The sequence below is a fragment of the Sagittula sp. S175 genome, from assembly GCF_049800975.1.
Lineage (GTDB): Bacteria > Pseudomonadota > Alphaproteobacteria > Rhodobacterales > Rhodobacteraceae > Sagittula.
Genome location: NZ_JBNAGB010000003.1, coordinates 222,344 through 239,197 on the forward strand (window position 1 = coordinate 222,344; position 16,854 = coordinate 239,197).

Here is a 16,854-nt window from a genome sequence, read left to right on the forward strand (position 1 = left end):
ACCGCCGTTTTGCGGGGGCCCTCGCCGGCCCCCCCCCCGGTCGCCTGGCCGCAGGCAAGGCGAAACCGGTCAGCTGGCGATGGCGGCTTCGGGCGTGATCGCGGTGAGGTTGAGCGCCTCCGCCACCGGGGCGTTGGTCAGCTGGCCTGCGTGTACGTTCAGGCCTTGAGCCAGGTGGGGATCGTCGGAGCAGGCCTTGCGCCAGCCTTTGTCCGCCAAAGCCAGCATGAAGGGCAGCGTGGCGTTGCCAAGGGCCAGCGTCGAGGTCCGCGCCACGGCGCCGGGCATATTGGCGACGCAGTAGTGGACGATGCCGTCGACCTCGTAGATCGGGTCTTGGTGGGTGGTCGCGCGGGAGGTCTCGAAACAGCCGCCCTGATCGATGGCGACATCGACGATCACGGCCCCGGGCTTCATGGTTGACAGTTGCGCGCGGCTGACCAGCTTTGGCGCAGCGGCACCGGGAATGAGGACCGCGCCGATGACCATGTCGGCCTCGGCCACCAGTTCGGCGGTGTTTCCGGCCGAGGCATATCGGGTCTTGAACATCGTGCCGAAGGTGTCGTCGAGGTAGCGCATCCGGGGCAGCGAGCGGTCGAGGACCGTCACGTCCGCGCCCATGCCCGCTGCGACGCGGGCGGCAAAGGTTCCGACCACCCCGCCACCGATCACGGCGACCTTGGCCGGACCCACGCCGGGGACGCCGCCCATCAGCACGCCGCGTCCGCCATTGGCCTTTTGCAGCGAGTACGCGCCGACCTGCGGCGCGAGGCGACCGGCGACTTCGGACATGGGCGCAAGCAGGGGCAGGCCTCCGCGCGGGTCGGTGACGGTCTCGTAGGCGATGCAGGTGGCACCGGATTTCAGCAGGTCATGGGTCTGGTCGGGATCTGGCGCGAGGTGCAGGTAGGTGAAGAGCAGTTGCTCGGGGCGCAGCATGGCGCGTTCCACGGCCTGCGGTTCCTTGACCTTGACGATCATGTCGGCGGAGGCAAAGACCTCGGCGGCGGTGTCGACGATACGCGCCCCGGCCGCGGTGTAATCGGCATCGGTAAAGCCCGCGCCCACGCCTGCGCCTTTCTGGATCAGGACGGAGTGGCCGTGGGCCACCGCTTCCTGGGCGGCATTGGGGGTGATACCGACACGAAATTCCTGGGGTTTGATCTCTGTCGGGCAACCGATCTGCATGCTGGGCTCCTGTGCGCAGGGGGTGACGTTCCTGCGACGAATTGTGCCAGCAGAGGCTTGCAAAAGGGTCCGAAGCTTGTTCATCTTTGCCCGGACGCGCGCACGATCCTTCGACGGACAAGCGCTTTGAACGGAGAAATCTTCGCATATGGCCTTGGATGAGACGGATCGGCGTATCTTGCGGGTGCTTCAGCGCAAGGGGCGCATGTCGAATGCGGACCTGAGCGAGGCGGTCAACCTGAGCGCCTCGGCCTGTCATCGGCGGGTGCAGCGGCTGGAGGCCGAGGGCTATATCCGCGATTACGTGGCTTTGCTGAACGCGCGCAAGATGGGGCTGCCCACCACGGTCTTTGTCGAGATCACGCTGAGTGCGCAGGCGGACGAGGTGCTGGAGGCCTTTGAAACAGCGGTGCAGCGTGTGCCGGCGGTGCTGGAGTGTCACCTGATGGCGGGGACGGCGGATTACATCCTGAAGGTCGTGGCCGAGGACACCGAGGATTTCGCCCGCATTCACCGACAGTACCTGACGCGGCTGCCGGGAGTGGCGCAGATGCAGTCTTCGTTTGCACTGAAGACGGTGTTCAAGACCACGGCGCTGCCGGTCTGATAGATTGAATTCTATACAAAACCTTGCGCCTCGGGGGGCGTGGTTAAACGCGGATTAGGGAAGAAATCAGACAGTGGCCGGGTCAACCTGGGGGCTGTCGTTGGTCGCATCCTTCCCGATATATGCCGCGAACAACGAATTCGCGACGGCAACCGGTGCCAATGTGGATGTGGCACCGGGCAAGTCGGCATTTGACGATCCGCCGACCAGTTCCATCGACCTCGTCATCACGACAAAGGCTGGCGATCCCGACCCAAGGTTGTTCGAGCTGGGTGACACTTATGACCTGAGCTGGATGGACCCGGGCGGTGGCGGGTCGATCCTGAATGCCGTGGTGACACGTTCGGATTCCGCCGGGGCGGGCGGGGTCATCGTCTTCGAGGGGATTGATGATTTGGGCCAGGTGGCGGAGGTGATCTGGACGCCGGGCTTCGATCTGAACGCCTGGTATTACGCCAATTTCACCGGGGGCAACCCGCCGCAGTTCTTCAACACGGACCAGAACGCGGCCTACACGCACGAGTTCATCTGTTTCGAGAAATCGACCAAGATCCACACGCCGCGCGGGCCGGTGCAGGCGGGGCGTCTGGAGGTCGGAGAGACGGTCTGCACTTGGTCGGGCCGTGCGCGGGATATCAAGTGGATCGGGCGCAAGACCGTGCCGGGAGAGGGACCGGGCGCGCCGGTGCGCTTTGCCAAGGGGGCCATCGGGAATTACGCTCCGTTGAAGTTGTCACCGCAGCATCGGGTGTTGATCTCTGCGCCTGAGGTGGAACTGCATTATGGAGCGCCCGAGGTGCTGGTGCCCGCGATCGCGCTGGTGGACGGGCACGCGGTGCGGCAAGTGAAGCGCCGGGAGGTGCAGTATGTGCATATCCTGCTGAACACGCACGACATCCTGATCGCCGAGGGCGCGCCGTGTGAAAGCCTGCTGCCGGGGTATCGCACGCGGGACATCATGTCTTCGGCGGATCGGGCGGCCATCCGGGCGGCGCTGGGGGACGACGCGCGGCGACCCTGTCGGCCCATCCTGACGCGGCGCGAAGCGGAACTTATCGCGCATGAGAGGATCGTCCCGGTGCGCGATCCCGCGCACTTGTGAGCCTTTGGCCTCTGCGCTTTAGTGCGGGCGGGTACGAGGGAGAGCGGCATGACCGGGCAATGGGATCACATCGTGGTGGGCGCGGGCAGCGCGGGCTGCACGCTGGCACGGCGGCTGGCGGATGGCGGACGGCGGGTGCTGCTGCTGGAGGCGGGCGGGCGCGACAATTACCACTGGGTGCACATCCCGATGGGCTACCTGTACTGCATCAACAACCCGCGCACCGACTGGTGTTTCAAGACCGAGGCCGAGCCGGGCCTGGGTGGGCGGTCGCTGCTGTATCCGCGCGGCAAGGTGCTGGGCGGCTGTTCCTCGATCAATGGGATGTTGTACCTGCGCGGGCAGGCGGCGGATTATGACGGCTGGCGGCAGATGGGGTTGACCGGCTGGGGCTGGGACGACGTGCTGCCGTATTTCAGGAAGTCCGAGGATTACGTCGATGGCGCGTCGGAGTTTCACGGCGCGGGCGGCGAATGGCGGGTGGAGAACCAGCGGCTGCACTGGGACGTGCTGGACGACTGGATCAAGGCCGCCGAGGCGGAGGGCATTCCGCGCACCGACGATTTCAACACCGGGGACAACGAGGGTGTCAGTTATTTCCGGGTGAACCAGCGGAACGGCTGGCGGATGAACACGGCCAAGGCGTTCCTGAAGGGCGCACCGAAGGATCGGCTGAAGGTCGAGACCGGGTGCCATGTCAAGCGGCTGGCCTTTGACGGACGGCGCGTGGTGGGCGTGGCCTTCGAGCAGGGCGGGGTCGAGCGTACGGAGCGGTGCGGCGGCGAGGTCATGCTGTCGGCGGGAGCCATCGGGTCGCCGCAGATCCTGCAATTGTCCGGCGTCGGTCCGGGCGAGATGCTGGCGGATCACGGGATCGAGGTGATCCGCGAGGCTCCGGGGGTGGGGGCGAACCTGCAGGACCATCTGCAATTGCGCTGCGCATGGCGGATGACCGGGGCCAAGACACTGAACACCATGGCGAATACGCTGATCGGCAAGGGGCTGATCGGCATGGATTACGTCTTTCGGCGGCGTGGGCCGATGAGCATGGCGCCGTCGCAGCTGGGGGCCTTTGCCAAGTCGCGCGAGGGCGTGGCGACGGCGGATCTGGAGTATCACGTGCAGCCGCTTTCGCTGGAGGCCTTCGGCCAGCCGTTGCATGATTTTCCGGCCATGACGGCCAGCGTGTGCAACCTGCGGCCCGAGAGCCGGGGCACTGTGACGCTGGCGTCTGGCGACTTCCGCGATGCGCCGAGGATCGCGCCGAACTACCTGTCCACCGAGGGGGACAAGCGGGTGGCCATCGACGCGATCCGGCTGACGCGGCGGATCATGGCGCAGACGGCGCTGGCGAAGTACCAGCCGGAGGAAATGAAGCCCGGGGCGTCCTTTGAAACGGATGCAGAGCTGGCAGAGGCCGCCGGGCAGGTGGGGACGACGATCTTTCACCCGGTCTCGACCGTGCGGATGGGCATGGAGGACGAGGCGCCGTTGGACGGGCAGTTGCGGTTCAAGGGGATGGAGGGGCTGCGCGTGGTCGATGCCAGCGTGATGCCACGGATCGTGTCGGGGAACACGAACTCTCCGACGATCATGATCGCGGAGAAGGCGGCAGATATGGTGCTGGGCCGCGCCTGAGATCAGGTCGGCGCGGCGATGGTGAGGGTCACCGTGTCCTCCATCCGCGCGATGGCGTTGGCCGCCGGTGACTGGGCGGTCACGACGTGGGTTTCGTCCGGGGTGGCGATTGCGGTGCCGGAGGCGTCGACAAAAGCGGCCTCCAGCCCGAGGGCTTCCAAGGCCGTGCGCGCTGCGGGGATCGTGCGGGTCGACAGGTCGGGAACCTGCCGCAATTCGTCCGCGCCGTCAGGCGGCGGCACCGGGACGATGCGAAAGGTCAGCTTGGCCGAGATGTCGGCCTGATAGCCATAGGTGTTGGCATAGCCCGCATCGACCGGCGCGGCGTACATGCGGGCCGAGAGGGCATTCAGGCCCAGTCGGGCGGGCACGGCCTTTACCACGGGGCTGACGGGCCGCACGGATTTGCCCGCCCCCTGCGCGCCATTGCCCAGCCGCAGCGCCACGCGGACCTCGCCGGTGGTGTCGGGCAGAGTGTAGAAGGTCGGGCGGTAGCCGATCTCGCGCAGGAGGGCCAGTTTCTCGTCGTCACCCTCGGCGTAGATTTCCAAAACCTTGGCGAGAGAGGCCTCGTCCAGTGCTTCCTGTGCGTCGGCGACGCCCTGGCCCACCTGCGCGATGACCTGTCCGAGGGGCGAGGCGACGATGTCTCCGATCAGGTTCTTGAGGTCGCTCATGGCGTGCTCCTGTTCAGGTCTGTGTGACGGTTGCGAAGACCACGAGCACCTCGGTGCCGTGTGGGGCGGATTGGCCGGGTTTGGGGGTCTGGCGCAGGGCGGCACCATGCGCGGCACTGCCCGGTTTCACAGGCTGCGTTGCCGCCGTCAGCCGCAGCCCGACCGAACGCAGGACGCGCCGCGCGGGGCCTTGCGTCAGGCCGGTCACATCGGGGACGGTGATCTGCACCTCGCCCTTTGTGGCGTCGCTTTCGGGGGTCATCTCGACCGAGAATCCGGAGCCATCGGTCTTGTCGCCGCCGAGGAAGATGCGCCCGTCCTCGGCCAGCGAGCCCTTGAGGTCCAGACGGATGGCACCGATGCGGAAGGGGTTGTCCTTGGCCTTGAGCTCTGCCGAGGCGGCACCCAGTTTGCTGCCGATATTGGTCACCACGCTGTCGATCTGCGCCGGTTCGCCGCGCGCTGCGATCTTGATCTCTTCGACCTTCGCTTCGGCAGCGGTGGCGCGGTCGAGGGCGATTTTGAGATCGGCGTCCTTCAGGCTGAGGGCGTGGGTGCTTTCGGTCAGAAGGCGTTCCTGCGTGGCCAGTCGTGCGGTGTTTTCGAGGTTGATCTTGTGCAGGCTTTCCAGCTCGGCCTTGACCTTTGGGTCGAGGTCAAGCGTGGCGGTGGCTCCGTTGTTCAGGACCCCGGTGTCCAGCACGATGCCGCCGCCGGGAGGGCGGTTGATGGTATCCAGAATGACGGTGCCGGGCGGGATGGTGTCGAACCGGGTGAAGATGCTGCCAAGCGCCAGTTCCTTGCGGCGCGGGATGCCCGCGACGGTGTAGATATCTTCGCCCTTGGCGTCCCGCGCGGGATAGCTGCCGTCATCCAGCACGTCGATTTCGCCGAAGTCGACGATTATGTCGGCGTTGCTTTCCAGCGTGAACATGACGGCACTGGCGAGGACACGGTCGTCCCGCCCGCCTTCGCTGAGACGCAGGGCGGGGGAGACCTTGCCCAGGCCGCGAATGGTGCGCGTGTCGGTCTGAGCGGTAAAGAACCCCTCGGCGTCGGATTCACCGTCGAGAAACGCGGCCCATGCGCCGTTGCTGAGATTGGACGCCAAGACCATGAGGCCGCGACCGCCAAGGGGCTTGCCATCGCTGCCGAACAGCCGGGCGCGAAAGATCAGGTTGGCCATGTCACAGCTCCTTGCCGGTGAGGACGCGGACCGCTTCGCTGCCGATTTCGGCGGTCAGGACAACGATGGCCGCGACCTGCAGGGAGTTGCCGAAGGTGAGTCCCGTGCGGGCGGCGCCGGTTTCGTCGGTGGTGACGACGGCGCTGTCGAAACTGACCTGACCGTCGAGGCGCGGCGACGCGACCCCATTGTCCGCAGAAAGCGCGACCGAGGCGGCGCGGTCCACATTCAGTTCGATCTCGGCACCGGCCAGCAGTTCGCCGGCGGTGGTTCCGGCGGTGACCACGACCTGACGGCTGTTGCCAGATCCCTCGACCGCGAGGGTCAGGACCGGCAGGGGCAGGCCCTCGCCCGGGGGGACGGCGACGAAGCGCCCCGAGATGGTGGAGGTCACGTCGCGGGTCTTGTCCGTGGTGGGACCAAAGATCAGGCGCATCCCGCCCGTGGCCTTTGTGTCGGTGACCAGCTTGAAGCCGATTTCGAAGTCCAGATGCGGGATGCGGTATTGCGGTGTCGGGCGGCCATAGGCGTCTAGCGGCGGCGCGCCGGAGAGTTCCTCCTGCGCGTCCCGCAGGCTTTCGGCCATGCCGACGATGACGCTTTCAAGCGTATCGGCAATGAATTTTCCGTCGTCGCTCATTCCGGGGTCCTCAATCTTCGGCGCGGCGTGCGGCGGCCCGCTCGCGGGCGCGTTCGCGGCGGCGTTCGTCAGCGCGGTCCCGCATCCGCGCCTGCTGGCGGTTGCGCAGGGCGCTTTGGCGATTGGTCTGCATACGTTCGAACAGGTCGCCCGAGCCGCCGGTCTCGGTGGACAGGCGGCGTTCGCGGTCGGCGGCGTAGCCCGAGAAACGGTCCATCGGGCCGCTGATCTGCTGTTCGCGACGCTTCCAGAACTGATCGATCTTGGCGACGGCCTTTTTCGGTGCCTCCAGCGCGGCATTGGCACGCTGGAGCACCTTGGCCGCCTTGTTCACATCGGGGTTCGACACGCTGCGACGGATCTCGTCGCGTTCGGACTGGCTGACCCCCTCGGCGGCGAGTTTGCGGTCCATCTCGTCGAGTTTCGCGTCCTGCTGCGCGAACTGGTTGCCCAGTTGCCGCAGGGGGCGACCGATGCTGTCGACCTGTTCGGCCACCGCGCGGGGGCGGTCCAGCAACCCTTCGCGCGCGGTGCGGGTGCGGTTGGTGAACGCGGTGCGCTGGGCGCGGATACGATCCGAGACGCCGGGGGAGAGACCGGTTGCGCCAAGGCCGGTGGCCGGAAGCGTGCCAGGCAGGGGGGGCAGCCCCTGCGGTTGCGCCTGCATCTGCTGTCCCCAGCGCGCCTGCGCCTGCTGCGGACCCTGTGCAAGCTGGGCCTGACGCTGCGCCTCCCATTGGCGTATCTCGGCCTGCCGTTGCGCGAAGGTCGGAACCTGGAAGCGCGCGTCGCGGTGCGGATCGCCGCTGCCCTGCTGGCCGGGCAGGCCGGTGAGGTTGCGAAGACGATCCTCCAGTGCCTGACGTTCCTGCATCAGCTGAGACAGGCGCGAGTCAGGCGCGAGGCTGGCCGCGCGCGCCAGATCGTCCGGGCGGCCCGCCGTGGCCTGTTGCGCGGCAGGGGACGCAGGCCGAACCGCTGCGCGATCAATTGGGCGATCAATCGGGCGTTCGGGGCGGTCGAGGTCTCTCCAGGAACGGCGGGGCATGGTGGGCGGGCCTTTGGTGGTCAGGTCAGAGAGGGCGGGTCAGGGAGTCGGATCGGTGGTCGAGGCGGTGATCATCGAGCGAATGCGTTCTTCGAGGATGGCGGGGGCAGGCACCGGCACCAGCTTTGTCCGCATCAGCGAAGAGCCTTCGGCGGAATACTGATACTTGGCCGAATAAGACGCCGAGACCACAGAGCAGCGCATCTTGGCCGAGGCCGAGAAGAAGCCCACCTTGCCGGACACGGAGGCGTCGACCGTGGTGGACGAGCGTTTGACCTCGGTCTCGCGGCTGGCAGAGATCGAGAGCTTCAGCTCTATCAGCGTGTCGACGAACTGGTAGAAGGTCGGGACAAAGCCGAGTTCGAGCAGGGAGTATTCCTGCCCGTCCCCCAGTTTCACCAGCACCGTGCGTTCCGGAGGACCCGATGGGGCAGGGGCGGTTTCGCCCTCGCGCGGTTCGGGATCGGGCATGTAGCCCGCCATCATGCGCGCGATCTTCAGAGAAACGAGGTCCAGTTCGTACTGCGCCTCGGCGATGCCGATCCCCATGGCGCGCACCATTTCGGGGAAGGGCGTATTGACCATTTCCGTGCTGACGGACATCGCGGATTCCTTTTGCCGTGGGGTTCAGATGCGAGGATCAGGGCGTCGGGGGCGTTGCCGCTGCCTTGCGGGCCGCAAGGGCGGCTTCGCGGCGGGCTTCCTCGGTTTCGATGAAACTTTGGATGCGGTCTTCGAGCGCGGTGGGCAGCGGCACCGGCATGATCTTGGTCCGCAGGATCGACGCCCCCTCGGCCGAATAGGAATAGCGGTTGGAATAAGTCGCATCGACCTGGCTGGTGGCCACGTTGCGCCCGTAGGATGAGGATTTCGATGTGCCCCAAAAACTGCGCTTGCGGGCGGAAGAGGAGTTCACATCGCTTTTTTTCGCCTGCGTTGTACGGGTGTAACTGCGGTCGCGGGTGATCTTTATCGCGATCTTCACTTCGATGATCGTGTCGACGAACTGGTAAAAGGTCGGACCAAAGCCGAGCTCCATCATCGACATGCGGGTGGGCATCCGGATTTCGAGGTCCGGTGCCTTGACCGTTTGACCGGCAGGCGTGGTGACATCGGTGTTGGGGATCGTCGGCGTCTCGCGCGTGCCGCCGATGGTAACGCCAAAGGTCGTGGCGATCTTCTTGACCATGGCAAAGAGCGAGTTGGCCTCGTCATCGTCCAGCGTGCCGGTCATGGCGTCGTCCATGATGGCGTAGGACACCGCCTCGGCCAGCGACATGTATTCGTAGCCAAAGAACACGCGGCTGTCGTCGAAACTGACGTTGCCCTTTTCGTCGTAGACCGTGGTGAGGCCGCCCATCATCTCGGCAGTGTTCATGGAGTTTTCGTCCAGCTTGGTCTGGCCGTCGGCGATGGCAAAGGCCATCTGCCGGATCATGTCGCCCATCGGGACGTTCAACAGTTCCTGTCCGATACCCATTGTTCAGGTCTCCTTTGCAGGCCGCGCGAGCGGCGTCAGATCACGTCGTTTTCGAATTTGCGTCGCAGCAGATCGGTGAAGATTTCCGGGGGCGGCAGGCTGACGAGCCGCGCGGCGATGGAAGACATGCCTTCGGCAGAGACCGAGAACTTGCGCGCGTAGCCGACCTCGACGCTGGCGGCGGCCATGACGAAAGGCGTCCCGCCGCCCACCTGCACGCCGACGTTGATCGACATCTCGGTGCTTTCGGTCATGGAGAACGACAGCTTGGCCTCTACCGTTGCTTCGGTGAAGGTGTAGAACGAGGGCACGAACCCCAGCGAAAGCAGGTTGTACTTGTCGCCGCCGATCTCGACCTCGGTCTGGGCCATTTCGGTCGCCAGCGCGACGGAGTTCTGGTCGAGCGCGAACTGCGCCTGGGCGATGGCAACACCCAGCCGCTGGATGATGTCCGGCAGCGGCGCGGACAGCAGGTTGCGCGTGACCTTGGGCGTCTCGGCCATGGATCAGCCCCCGTTGCCTTGATCGAGGAAGGTCTTGATCGTTTCGAGGAACTGCGGCGGCGCCGGGATCGACACCAGCCGGGCGGAGATCGAGGAGTTGCCGGTCACGTTCATCTCGAACTGACGGCCGTAGCGCACGTCCAGGGACGCCCCGACAGCCACGGTGCGGTTGCCGGTGTTTGCCGTGGTTCCGGAGGAAGACGTGGTGCGCGTGAACTGCTGTGTGACGGTGACGCCTTCGCTGCCGGACAGCTGGATGTTGCGCGACTGCGTGCTGAACAGTGTCAGGCGGAAGGGTTGCGATTTCCGGTAGACAGTCACCACGTTTCCTGTGGCCGACGACGTGAAGTCGACGCCGGTGTTTGCATTGATGCTGGTCATCAGGTTGTGGGCATAGGCTTCGGGCGTGCCGGAGGCTGGGCCGCTGGTGACTGCCGCTCCGGAAAATGCAAAGTTGGTGCCGTCGATAGTGCAGGAGTTGGAGTCGCTGGACAGGCTGAGCGGTGTCGGGCGGTACAGGTAGATGAATCCGTTGCCGGTGCCGGGGGGCGGGGTGGTCTTGTCCGGGGCAACGCCGGTGATATCGGTTCCGCCCGGCGCGTCGCACAGCAGGTAGTACGCGGTACGCCCGGAAATCCGCACGTCGGTCCGGCGAAAGCGCACGTTATCGACGGGTCCGCCGCCCGCAACGTCCGCCTGCGCATCGGCGGCGCCGGTCGAGGTCGTGATCGTGATCTGCGTGTCCGGAACGCCGTGGGCGGTCAGCAGACGTTTGAGGTGTTCGGCGCGTCTTTGGCCCAGTTGCTGGTTGGACAGGTCCGAAGGTTGAGAGCCGTCGCGGTAGGGCTGTGCGTCCGCGTATCCCTGAATCGTGACGTTCAGGCTGTGGCGGATGACCAGTTGCGAAAGGTCGATCAAGCGCTGGGTTATATTACGGTTCGCGGTGGCGGCCTCTCCCGAGGCGGTAAAGACTTCGTCTTCGCCGGTGTCGAAATACCATTGCGAGATCGGATCTGTCGGCGCGAAGACCTGGCAGGAGATACCGGTGGCCTGAACCTGTGTTGCCACATGGGCGGCATAGGCGGCGACGCTGCCTTGGGCGGTGGTCGTCACCGTGGTGGTGCCGTTGAAGACATAGCTGGTGGCCGCATCCGTATCGACCTGAATGATGGCCCGGTCAAAGCCGCCGCCGAGGAATGTGACGGTGTTCGAACCCGTCCGGACCTTGTCCGCCGGCGCATCGCTGGTGATCGTGAAGGTGGCGTCCGCGGGTTCGAACAGCAGGCGTGGGACGCCAGCCGTCGTATCTGCCGTGACCGCGTCGCGCAGGGCGCGCATCCGGCTGATCGGATCCGATCCGGTCAGAGCAAAGCTTTGCCCGCCGATGGTCAGGGCTCCGGTCGAAGAAGAGGTGATCTCGATCTGCGCGGTGCGTTCACTGGTTCGTGTCGAGGAGCCGCTTTCGCTACTGCTCGACGCGTTCGAACTGGAGGCGTTCGACGTCGTGTTGTCGTTGAACGAGCCGCTCAGGTTCACGCCGACGCCGATGTTCTTTTCCACCTTCAGCGACAACTGCATGGAGCAGGTGATGTCCGCGTGCTGGTAGTGGTAGAAGGCGGGCATCAGGCCGATGTCCAGCAGGGACTTGCCGCCCAGACCGTCACGGGGCGTGATGAATTCGCCCATCTGGTTGACGGAATTCTCGTCCAGTGCCTTTTGCGCCTCGGCGATCGAAAGACCGAGCGACTTGATGAAATCGGCAACGCTGGCTTCGGCAAGCACCTGGCCGGGTGTCATGTCTTCGATGTCTGGCATGGTCGAATCCTCTCGAAGGCGGCCCGGTCAGGGCCGCAAGGCTGGTCGTTCAGAAATGGCGTGCGTCCTGCGCGCCGGATCAGGTCATTGCGGGTGCGCCCGCATGCTCGGGCAGAGGCACGGCGCGGGCGGGGTCGAGGGTGTCTGCACGCACGGTCCAATAGCCGTGCTTGCGTTGCAGGTCGGTGATGCGGCGGGCGTCGGGGGTCATGCCCCGGCGCAGCCAGTCCAGAATGGTGTGAGCAATGGGCAGGTCGCCCCGCTTGACCAGCGGCATGGCCTTGTCGAGCGCCGCACGCGCGTCTTTGGGCCGCCCGGATTTCAGCAGGTTCAGCGCATAGCGTTCCAGTGTCGCGGCGTGATCGCGGTGGTGCAGGGCCAGCGGCGTCTCGATCCTCTCGAAATGCGCGAGGGCGTTTTCGCAGAAGTCGATGACCTCGGCGTGGGCGCCGGTCTGTTCGAGGCTTTCCAGAACGCATTGCGTGTAGTGCCGAAAGAAGACTTCGGGTGCGCCGGACCCTTGCGCCAGCCGCAGCGCCTCGCGGTAGTGGCGCAGGGCGTCGATGTGATCGCCTGCCACGGCGCGCATTTTGCCTGTCTCTGCGATGCCCATGTGCATGGCATGGAAGGCCGCGCGGCGGGCGCTGTCGGGATGTTTGGCCGGGGCGGTCATGCGCGAAGATCCTCGGAGGGATCGAACAGGTCGGCCTGCGCGCCTGTGGCCTCCAGCGTGTCGCGCAACATTCGCGCCTGAAGCTCCGGCATGTGAAACGGCAGGCGGTAGGGCAGGCGGCGGAAGTCGGCCTCGGCGATACTCATGGCCCGAAGTACGGCATTGACGGCGCGCGGGTCGCCGATGCCGGTGATCTCCAGCCCGAGGTGCAGAAAGGTCACCAGATCGGCGCGGATCTCCAGCCCGGCGGCGGTGAGACGGTCCATGGCGTCGGTCATCCCTGCGTGGGGAACAGCCTCCATCACGGTGATGCCGGGATCGTCGAAAAGGCGTGGGACAATGTGGGCCGGGATGCCTGCGAGCTCGGTCAGCGCCCTGGTCGCCGCGTCAGAGGCCGCGCCGCCGGTCATCACCAGGTCAAAGCGCAGGAAGTCCCGGTTCACCACCCGCAGCGCCTGAATACGCTGGTGCGTGGCCCAGAGCGCATCGGCGTCGGTTTTCGAAAGACCGGCGAGGATGCAGCCTTCCCCGGCCAGCACAGACATGCCGCGTCGACGCAGGTCCCCGAGGAAACGTTGGCGGACGGTGGCGTCACAGGGGCCGAGGAAAACGTCATACAGAGCCGCGTCGGGATCGGAGGCGATCAACGCCACACCCGCACCCAGACGGTCACGCAGGGCGTCGATGGTGGCGGCACTGACCTTGCCCAGAACGATTCCGGGCGGGGTGGAAATGAGCCGTGCGGCCTCTTCAGGTTTGGTCCCGAGGAAACCCGCGAGAGCGGCTGTGATGTCGCCGTAGCGCGCGGTTTCGGTGATGTGCAGGGCGACGTCAAACAGGGGAGCGGGCGCAGGTATCGGGGCGTGCATCGCGTCGAGCGAGACTTTGCAGCCGAGGTCCGTCAGCAGCCCGGCCATCTGGTCGCCAATGTCCTGTGGCAGCCCGTCGATCAGGATGGAGGGCGCGCGATAGACAGCTTCAAGGACCGTGTTCACCGGCACGCCAAGACCGATCGCAATGGACGCAGCATTCGCCGGAGAGGCCGTTCCAATGGAGTGAAAGACGATGCGGAAAGCTTCCGCGTGTTCGGCCAGATCGGCCGAAGCAATGGCCTTGGTCATGCCATCCCCCACGTGACTTAACAAAATTGAAAGACGGCGCAGCCACCGCCAGAAAAACGAAGTGCGTTAACTGTTTCAACTTTGAGGGGAGTCGCCGCATGGGGTTAGTCCGGTTTTCCGGACTTGACGTAGCGTAAATTTAAGAGCACGTGCGTGCGCGAAGAGAGCGGCGCAAGGCTGCGCTGCAGAACTTTTCGCGGAATTTTACCAAGTCGCGATGAATGCGGCGGAGCGGCCCGCTCAGTCCTGTTTCGGCTTGTCGTCGTATTCGCCGGACAGGATGCGCTGGGCGTCGCCTTCGGGGTCGTCATACTGGTTCGAACGGATCGTGAAGACGAAGAACAGCAGGCCCATGCCGCCGAGGACCAGCGAGATCGGGATCAGGTAGGTCAGGACATTCACGGGGCTACCTCAGGCGCAGGGCGTTCAGGGAAACGGTAATCGAACTGGACGACATGGCCAATGCGGCAATCAGCGGCGAGCACAGGCCAGCGATGGCTAGAGGCACGGCGATGATGTTGTACCAGGTGGCGACGCTGAAGTTTTCGCGGATGCGTTTCACAGCCTTTTGTGCCGTCACGACAGCGTCGGGGATCGGCGAGAGGTCGCGGCCCAGCAGCACGATGTCCGAGGCGACACGCGCCGCGTCCAGCGCGGAGGCGGGCGAGATCGAGGCATGGGCGGCGGTCAGGGCGGCGGTGTCGTTCAAACCATCGCCGACCATGAGGACGCGGGTGCCCTGGTCGGTGAGCGCCTTGATCCGGGCGGCCTTGTCCTGCGGCAGGGCTTCGGCCATCCATTGCAGGATGTTCAGGCGGTTGGCGAGGCTTTCCACCGCCGCCGTGGTGTCGCCGGACATGAGGATCACCTTCAGGCCCTGCTGTTGCAGGCGCTCGACGGCCTTGGCGGCTCCGTCGCGCAGGCGGTCGATGAAGAGGAAGGCCTGCGGAGGGATGTCGCCCAGTTGCAGCCATGCGGCGGTCTGTTCGGTGGGCTGACCACCGACCCAAGAGGCGCGGCCAAGGCGGACGGTCTGTCCGCGCCACAGGCCTTCGGCGCCGAAACCGGGGACTTCGCGGATGTCGGTGACCTGTGCCGCGGGAATGTTGGCGGCGCGGGCGGCGGCGGCCAGCGACAGGCTGAGCGGGTGGTTGGACCCTTCGGCCAGCGCGCGGGCGATGGAGAGATCGGCGGTGGTAAAGGCGTCGAGGTTGGTCAGTTCCGGCGTCCCGGCGGTCAGGGTGCCGGTCTTGTCGAAGACGACGGTATCGACCTGCGCGAGGCGTTCCAGCGCGGTGGCATCCTTGATGAGCAGGCCCTTGCGGAACAGACGGCCCGAGGCTGCGGTGGTGACGGCGGGCACGGCCAGACCCAGCGCGCAGGGGCAGGTGATGATGAGAACGGCGGCGGCGATGTTGAGCGCGACACGCAGGTCGCCCGAGTAGGCCAGCCAGCCAAGGAAGGCCAGGGCCGAGAGGATATGCACCCCCGGCGCGTAGAGTTTCGCGGCGCGATCGGCCAGCGAGGTATAGCGCGAGCGGCCGGATTCGGCGATGGCCACGAGGTCGGCCATGCGGTGAAGAGAGGTATCGCGGCCCACGGCAGAGGCGCGGATTGTCAGGGGGCCGGTCAGGTTGACCTCGCCCGCGCTGACAGGGCGGCCGGGTTCTGCCAGAACGGGCAGGGTTTCCCCGGTCAGCAGGGAACGGTCGATTTCCGAGGTGCCCTCGGTGATCTCGCCATCCACGGGCATCCGGCCACCGGGGCGGACTCGGATCAGGTCGCCGATGCGGAGGTCTGCGACGGAGACGGTTTCCTCGGCCCCGTCGGTCAGGCGGATGGCGCGGGGAACTTCGAGGGCGGCCAGTTCCTCGGCGGCGGAGCGCGCGACGGAGCGGGTGCGGTGGTCGAGGTAGCGGCCGGTCAACAGGAAGAAGGTCAGTGCGATGGCTGCGTCGAAATAGGCATGCTCGCCGGACAGCGAGGTTTCATAGAGCGAGGTGACGATGGCCAGCAGGATGGCCAGCGAGATCGGCACGTCCATGTTGAGCGAGCGGGCCTTCAATGCAGTCCAGGCGTTGCGGAAGAAAGGCTGCGCGGAAAACGCCACGGCGGGCAGGACGATGAAGGCGGAAATCCAGTGGAACAGGTCGCGCGTCTCTCCGGCGGCACCGGACCAGACGGCAATGGACAGGAGCATCACGTTCATCGCGGCGAACCCGGCGACGGCGAGGCGCATCAGCAGGTCCCGGCCCGCGCGGTCGGTGGCGGTCGCGTTCAGCGCGCCGGTGTCCAGTTCATGCGCCTCGTACCCTGCGGCCTCGACGGTGGGAATCACGTCCTCGGCGGTGAGGTCGGGGTCGGCTTCGATGCTCACGCGCTTCATCGTCAGGTTGACGCGGGCAGAGCGGACACGGGGGTCGGCGTTCAGTGCGCGCTCGACCGTGGACATGCAGGCGGCACAGTGGATCGTCGGCAGCGAGAGGACGATGTGCGCGTCCTTGGGCGCTTCGTATTCGGCCAGCTTTTCGGCCGCCGGGGCGGCGATGCAGGCGGGGCAGGCAGAGACGGAAGGGCGCAGCGTGGCGGTCATGTCGGTCGTCCGGGTTCGGAGGGGGAGGGTGAGGGTTGTCCCCGCCCTACGCATTTGATTGGCCCGTGGTGTGGATCAGAAAGGCATCCGCAGTTCGAGACGCTGCTCGAAGGGGGTGCCGTCCTCGGCCACGGCCTTGATCCAGAGATCCCAGTTTCCGGGGTTCAGCTGCTCTTCGGCGATGTAGGCGGTGCCGTCCCATTGGAAGTCAGGCACGACATCCTCGGACACGTTGGTGGGGCGACCAAGGGTGACGTCCATGGACTTGACCCGCACCGGATAGCCCTTGGCGTCGTTGATGGTGAGGATCAGCTTGCCCTCGTCCAGCCGCGCCGCCACGTCCCAGCCGAGTGCCAGCTGCGCCTCGCGCCGGGCGTCGAAGGTCTGCGAGGCGATGTAGCCATTGTCGACCTCGATGCCGGGGAAGGTCCGCACCGCGTTCACCGCCAGGGTCACGTTCACCCCGATGATGATGGCAAAGGCCCCGGCGAAGCCTGCGAAAACGTGCCAGCCCTTGAGACGAAAGCCGCTGTCCTGTGGATCTGTGGTCATCATGTGGTTGTCCCTTCTCTGATCGCCCACG

17 protein-coding genes are annotated in these 16,854 nt (G+C 65.9%); 3 read left to right on the forward strand and 14 right to left on the reverse strand.

The features are described 5' to 3' along the window. Positions 1-69: 69 nt before the first annotated feature. A complete protein-coding gene (gene ald / locus ACP16H_RS05930) occupies positions 70-1,188 on the reverse strand; it encodes an alanine dehydrogenase (RefSeq protein ID WP_425071341.1) in 1,119 nt (372 codons plus the stop codon). Positions 1,189-1,336: 148 nt separating this feature from the next. On the opposite strand from ald, the gene ACP16H_RS05935 reads away from it, so the two are divergent. From ACP16H_RS05935 to ACP16H_RS05945, 3 genes are all read left to right on the forward strand, one after another. Continuing rightward, positions 1,337-1,795, forward strand: a complete 459-nt coding sequence (locus ACP16H_RS05935) for an Lrp/AsnC family transcriptional regulator (protein WP_425071342.1) — start codon at positions 1,337-1,339, stop codon at positions 1,793-1,795. 73 nt (positions 1,796-1,868) lie between these two features. Next, positions 1,869-2,897 carry a Hint domain-containing protein gene (locus tag ACP16H_RS05940; protein WP_425071343.1) on the forward strand — a complete coding sequence of 343 codons (1,029 nt, stop codon included), beginning with the start codon at positions 1,869-1,871 and terminating at the stop codon, positions 2,895-2,897. A 48-nt stretch (positions 2,898-2,945) separates the two neighbouring features. Beyond that, positions 2,946-4,535: a GMC family oxidoreductase gene (locus ACP16H_RS05945; RefSeq protein ID WP_425071344.1), complete on the forward strand. Its 1,590-nt coding sequence runs from the start codon at positions 2,946-2,948 to the stop codon at positions 4,533-4,535. A 2-nt stretch (positions 4,536-4,537) separates the two neighbouring features. Here the strand turns inward: ACP16H_RS05945 and ACP16H_RS05950 are convergent, their stop codons facing one another. From ACP16H_RS05950 to ACP16H_RS06010, 13 genes are all read right to left on the reverse strand, one after another. Further along, positions 4,538-5,212, reverse strand: coding sequence for a PASTA domain-containing protein (locus ACP16H_RS05950; protein WP_425071345.1), 675 nt, complete (start codon positions 5,210-5,212; stop codon positions 4,538-4,540). 13 nt (positions 5,213-5,225) lie between these two features. Then, a complete protein-coding gene (locus ACP16H_RS05955) occupies positions 5,226-6,398 on the reverse strand; it encodes a PASTA domain-containing protein (RefSeq protein WP_425071346.1) in 1,173 nt (390 codons plus the stop codon). A gap of 1 nt (position 6,399) precedes the next feature. Continuing rightward, complete coding sequence (locus ACP16H_RS05960; RefSeq protein WP_425071347.1) at positions 6,400-7,038, reverse strand: hypothetical protein; 639 nt, start codon at positions 7,036-7,038, stop codon at positions 6,400-6,402. 10 nt (positions 7,039-7,048) lie between these two features. Further along, the gene (locus ACP16H_RS05965; protein ID WP_425071348.1) at positions 7,049-8,086 is read right to left on the reverse strand and encodes a hypothetical protein; all 1,038 of its coding nucleotides are present in this window, start codon (positions 8,084-8,086) and stop codon (positions 7,049-7,051) included. 39 nt (positions 8,087-8,125) lie between these two features. Further along, positions 8,126-8,689, reverse strand: coding sequence for a hypothetical protein (locus ACP16H_RS05970; RefSeq protein WP_425071349.1), 564 nt, complete (start codon positions 8,687-8,689; stop codon positions 8,126-8,128). A 37-nt stretch (positions 8,690-8,726) separates the two neighbouring features. Then, a complete protein-coding gene (locus ACP16H_RS05975; protein ID WP_425071350.1) occupies positions 8,727-9,566 on the reverse strand; it encodes a hypothetical protein in 840 nt (279 codons plus the stop codon). Between the two features lie 35 nt (positions 9,567-9,601). Next, positions 9,602-10,069 (reverse strand): hypothetical protein, encoded by a 468-nt coding sequence (locus ACP16H_RS05980; RefSeq protein WP_425071351.1) that lies wholly within the window; start codon positions 10,067-10,069, stop codon positions 9,602-9,604. A gap of 3 nt (positions 10,070-10,072) precedes the next feature. Then, positions 10,073-11,884, reverse strand: a complete 1,812-nt coding sequence (locus ACP16H_RS05985; protein WP_425071352.1) for an OmpA family protein — start codon at positions 11,882-11,884, stop codon at positions 10,073-10,075. Between the two features lie 79 nt (positions 11,885-11,963). After that, positions 11,964-12,557, reverse strand: a complete 594-nt coding sequence (locus tag ACP16H_RS05990) for a hypothetical protein (protein WP_425071353.1) — start codon at positions 12,555-12,557, stop codon at positions 11,964-11,966. Then, positions 12,554-13,678, reverse strand: coding sequence for a hypothetical protein (locus ACP16H_RS05995; protein WP_425071354.1), 1,125 nt, complete (start codon positions 13,676-13,678; stop codon positions 12,554-12,556). Before ACP16H_RS05995 ends, ACP16H_RS05990 begins: the two co-directional genes overlap by 4 nt. Positions 13,679-13,918: 240 nt before the next feature. After that, entirely contained in the window at positions 13,919-14,080 is a 162-nt protein-coding gene (ccoS, locus tag ACP16H_RS06000) for a cbb3-type cytochrome oxidase assembly protein CcoS (RefSeq protein WP_425071355.1), read from the reverse strand. Positions 14,081-14,084: 4 nt separating this feature from the next. Then, positions 14,085-16,271: a heavy metal translocating P-type ATPase gene (locus tag ACP16H_RS06005; RefSeq protein ID WP_425071356.1), complete on the reverse strand. Its 2,187-nt coding sequence runs from the start codon at positions 16,269-16,271 to the stop codon at positions 14,085-14,087. Between the two features lie 75 nt (positions 16,272-16,346). Further along, on the reverse strand, positions 16,347-16,826 hold the full coding sequence (locus ACP16H_RS06010; protein ID WP_425071357.1) for a FixH family protein: 480 nt from the start codon (positions 16,824-16,826) through the stop codon (positions 16,347-16,349). Positions 16,827-16,854: the final 28 nt, after the last annotated feature.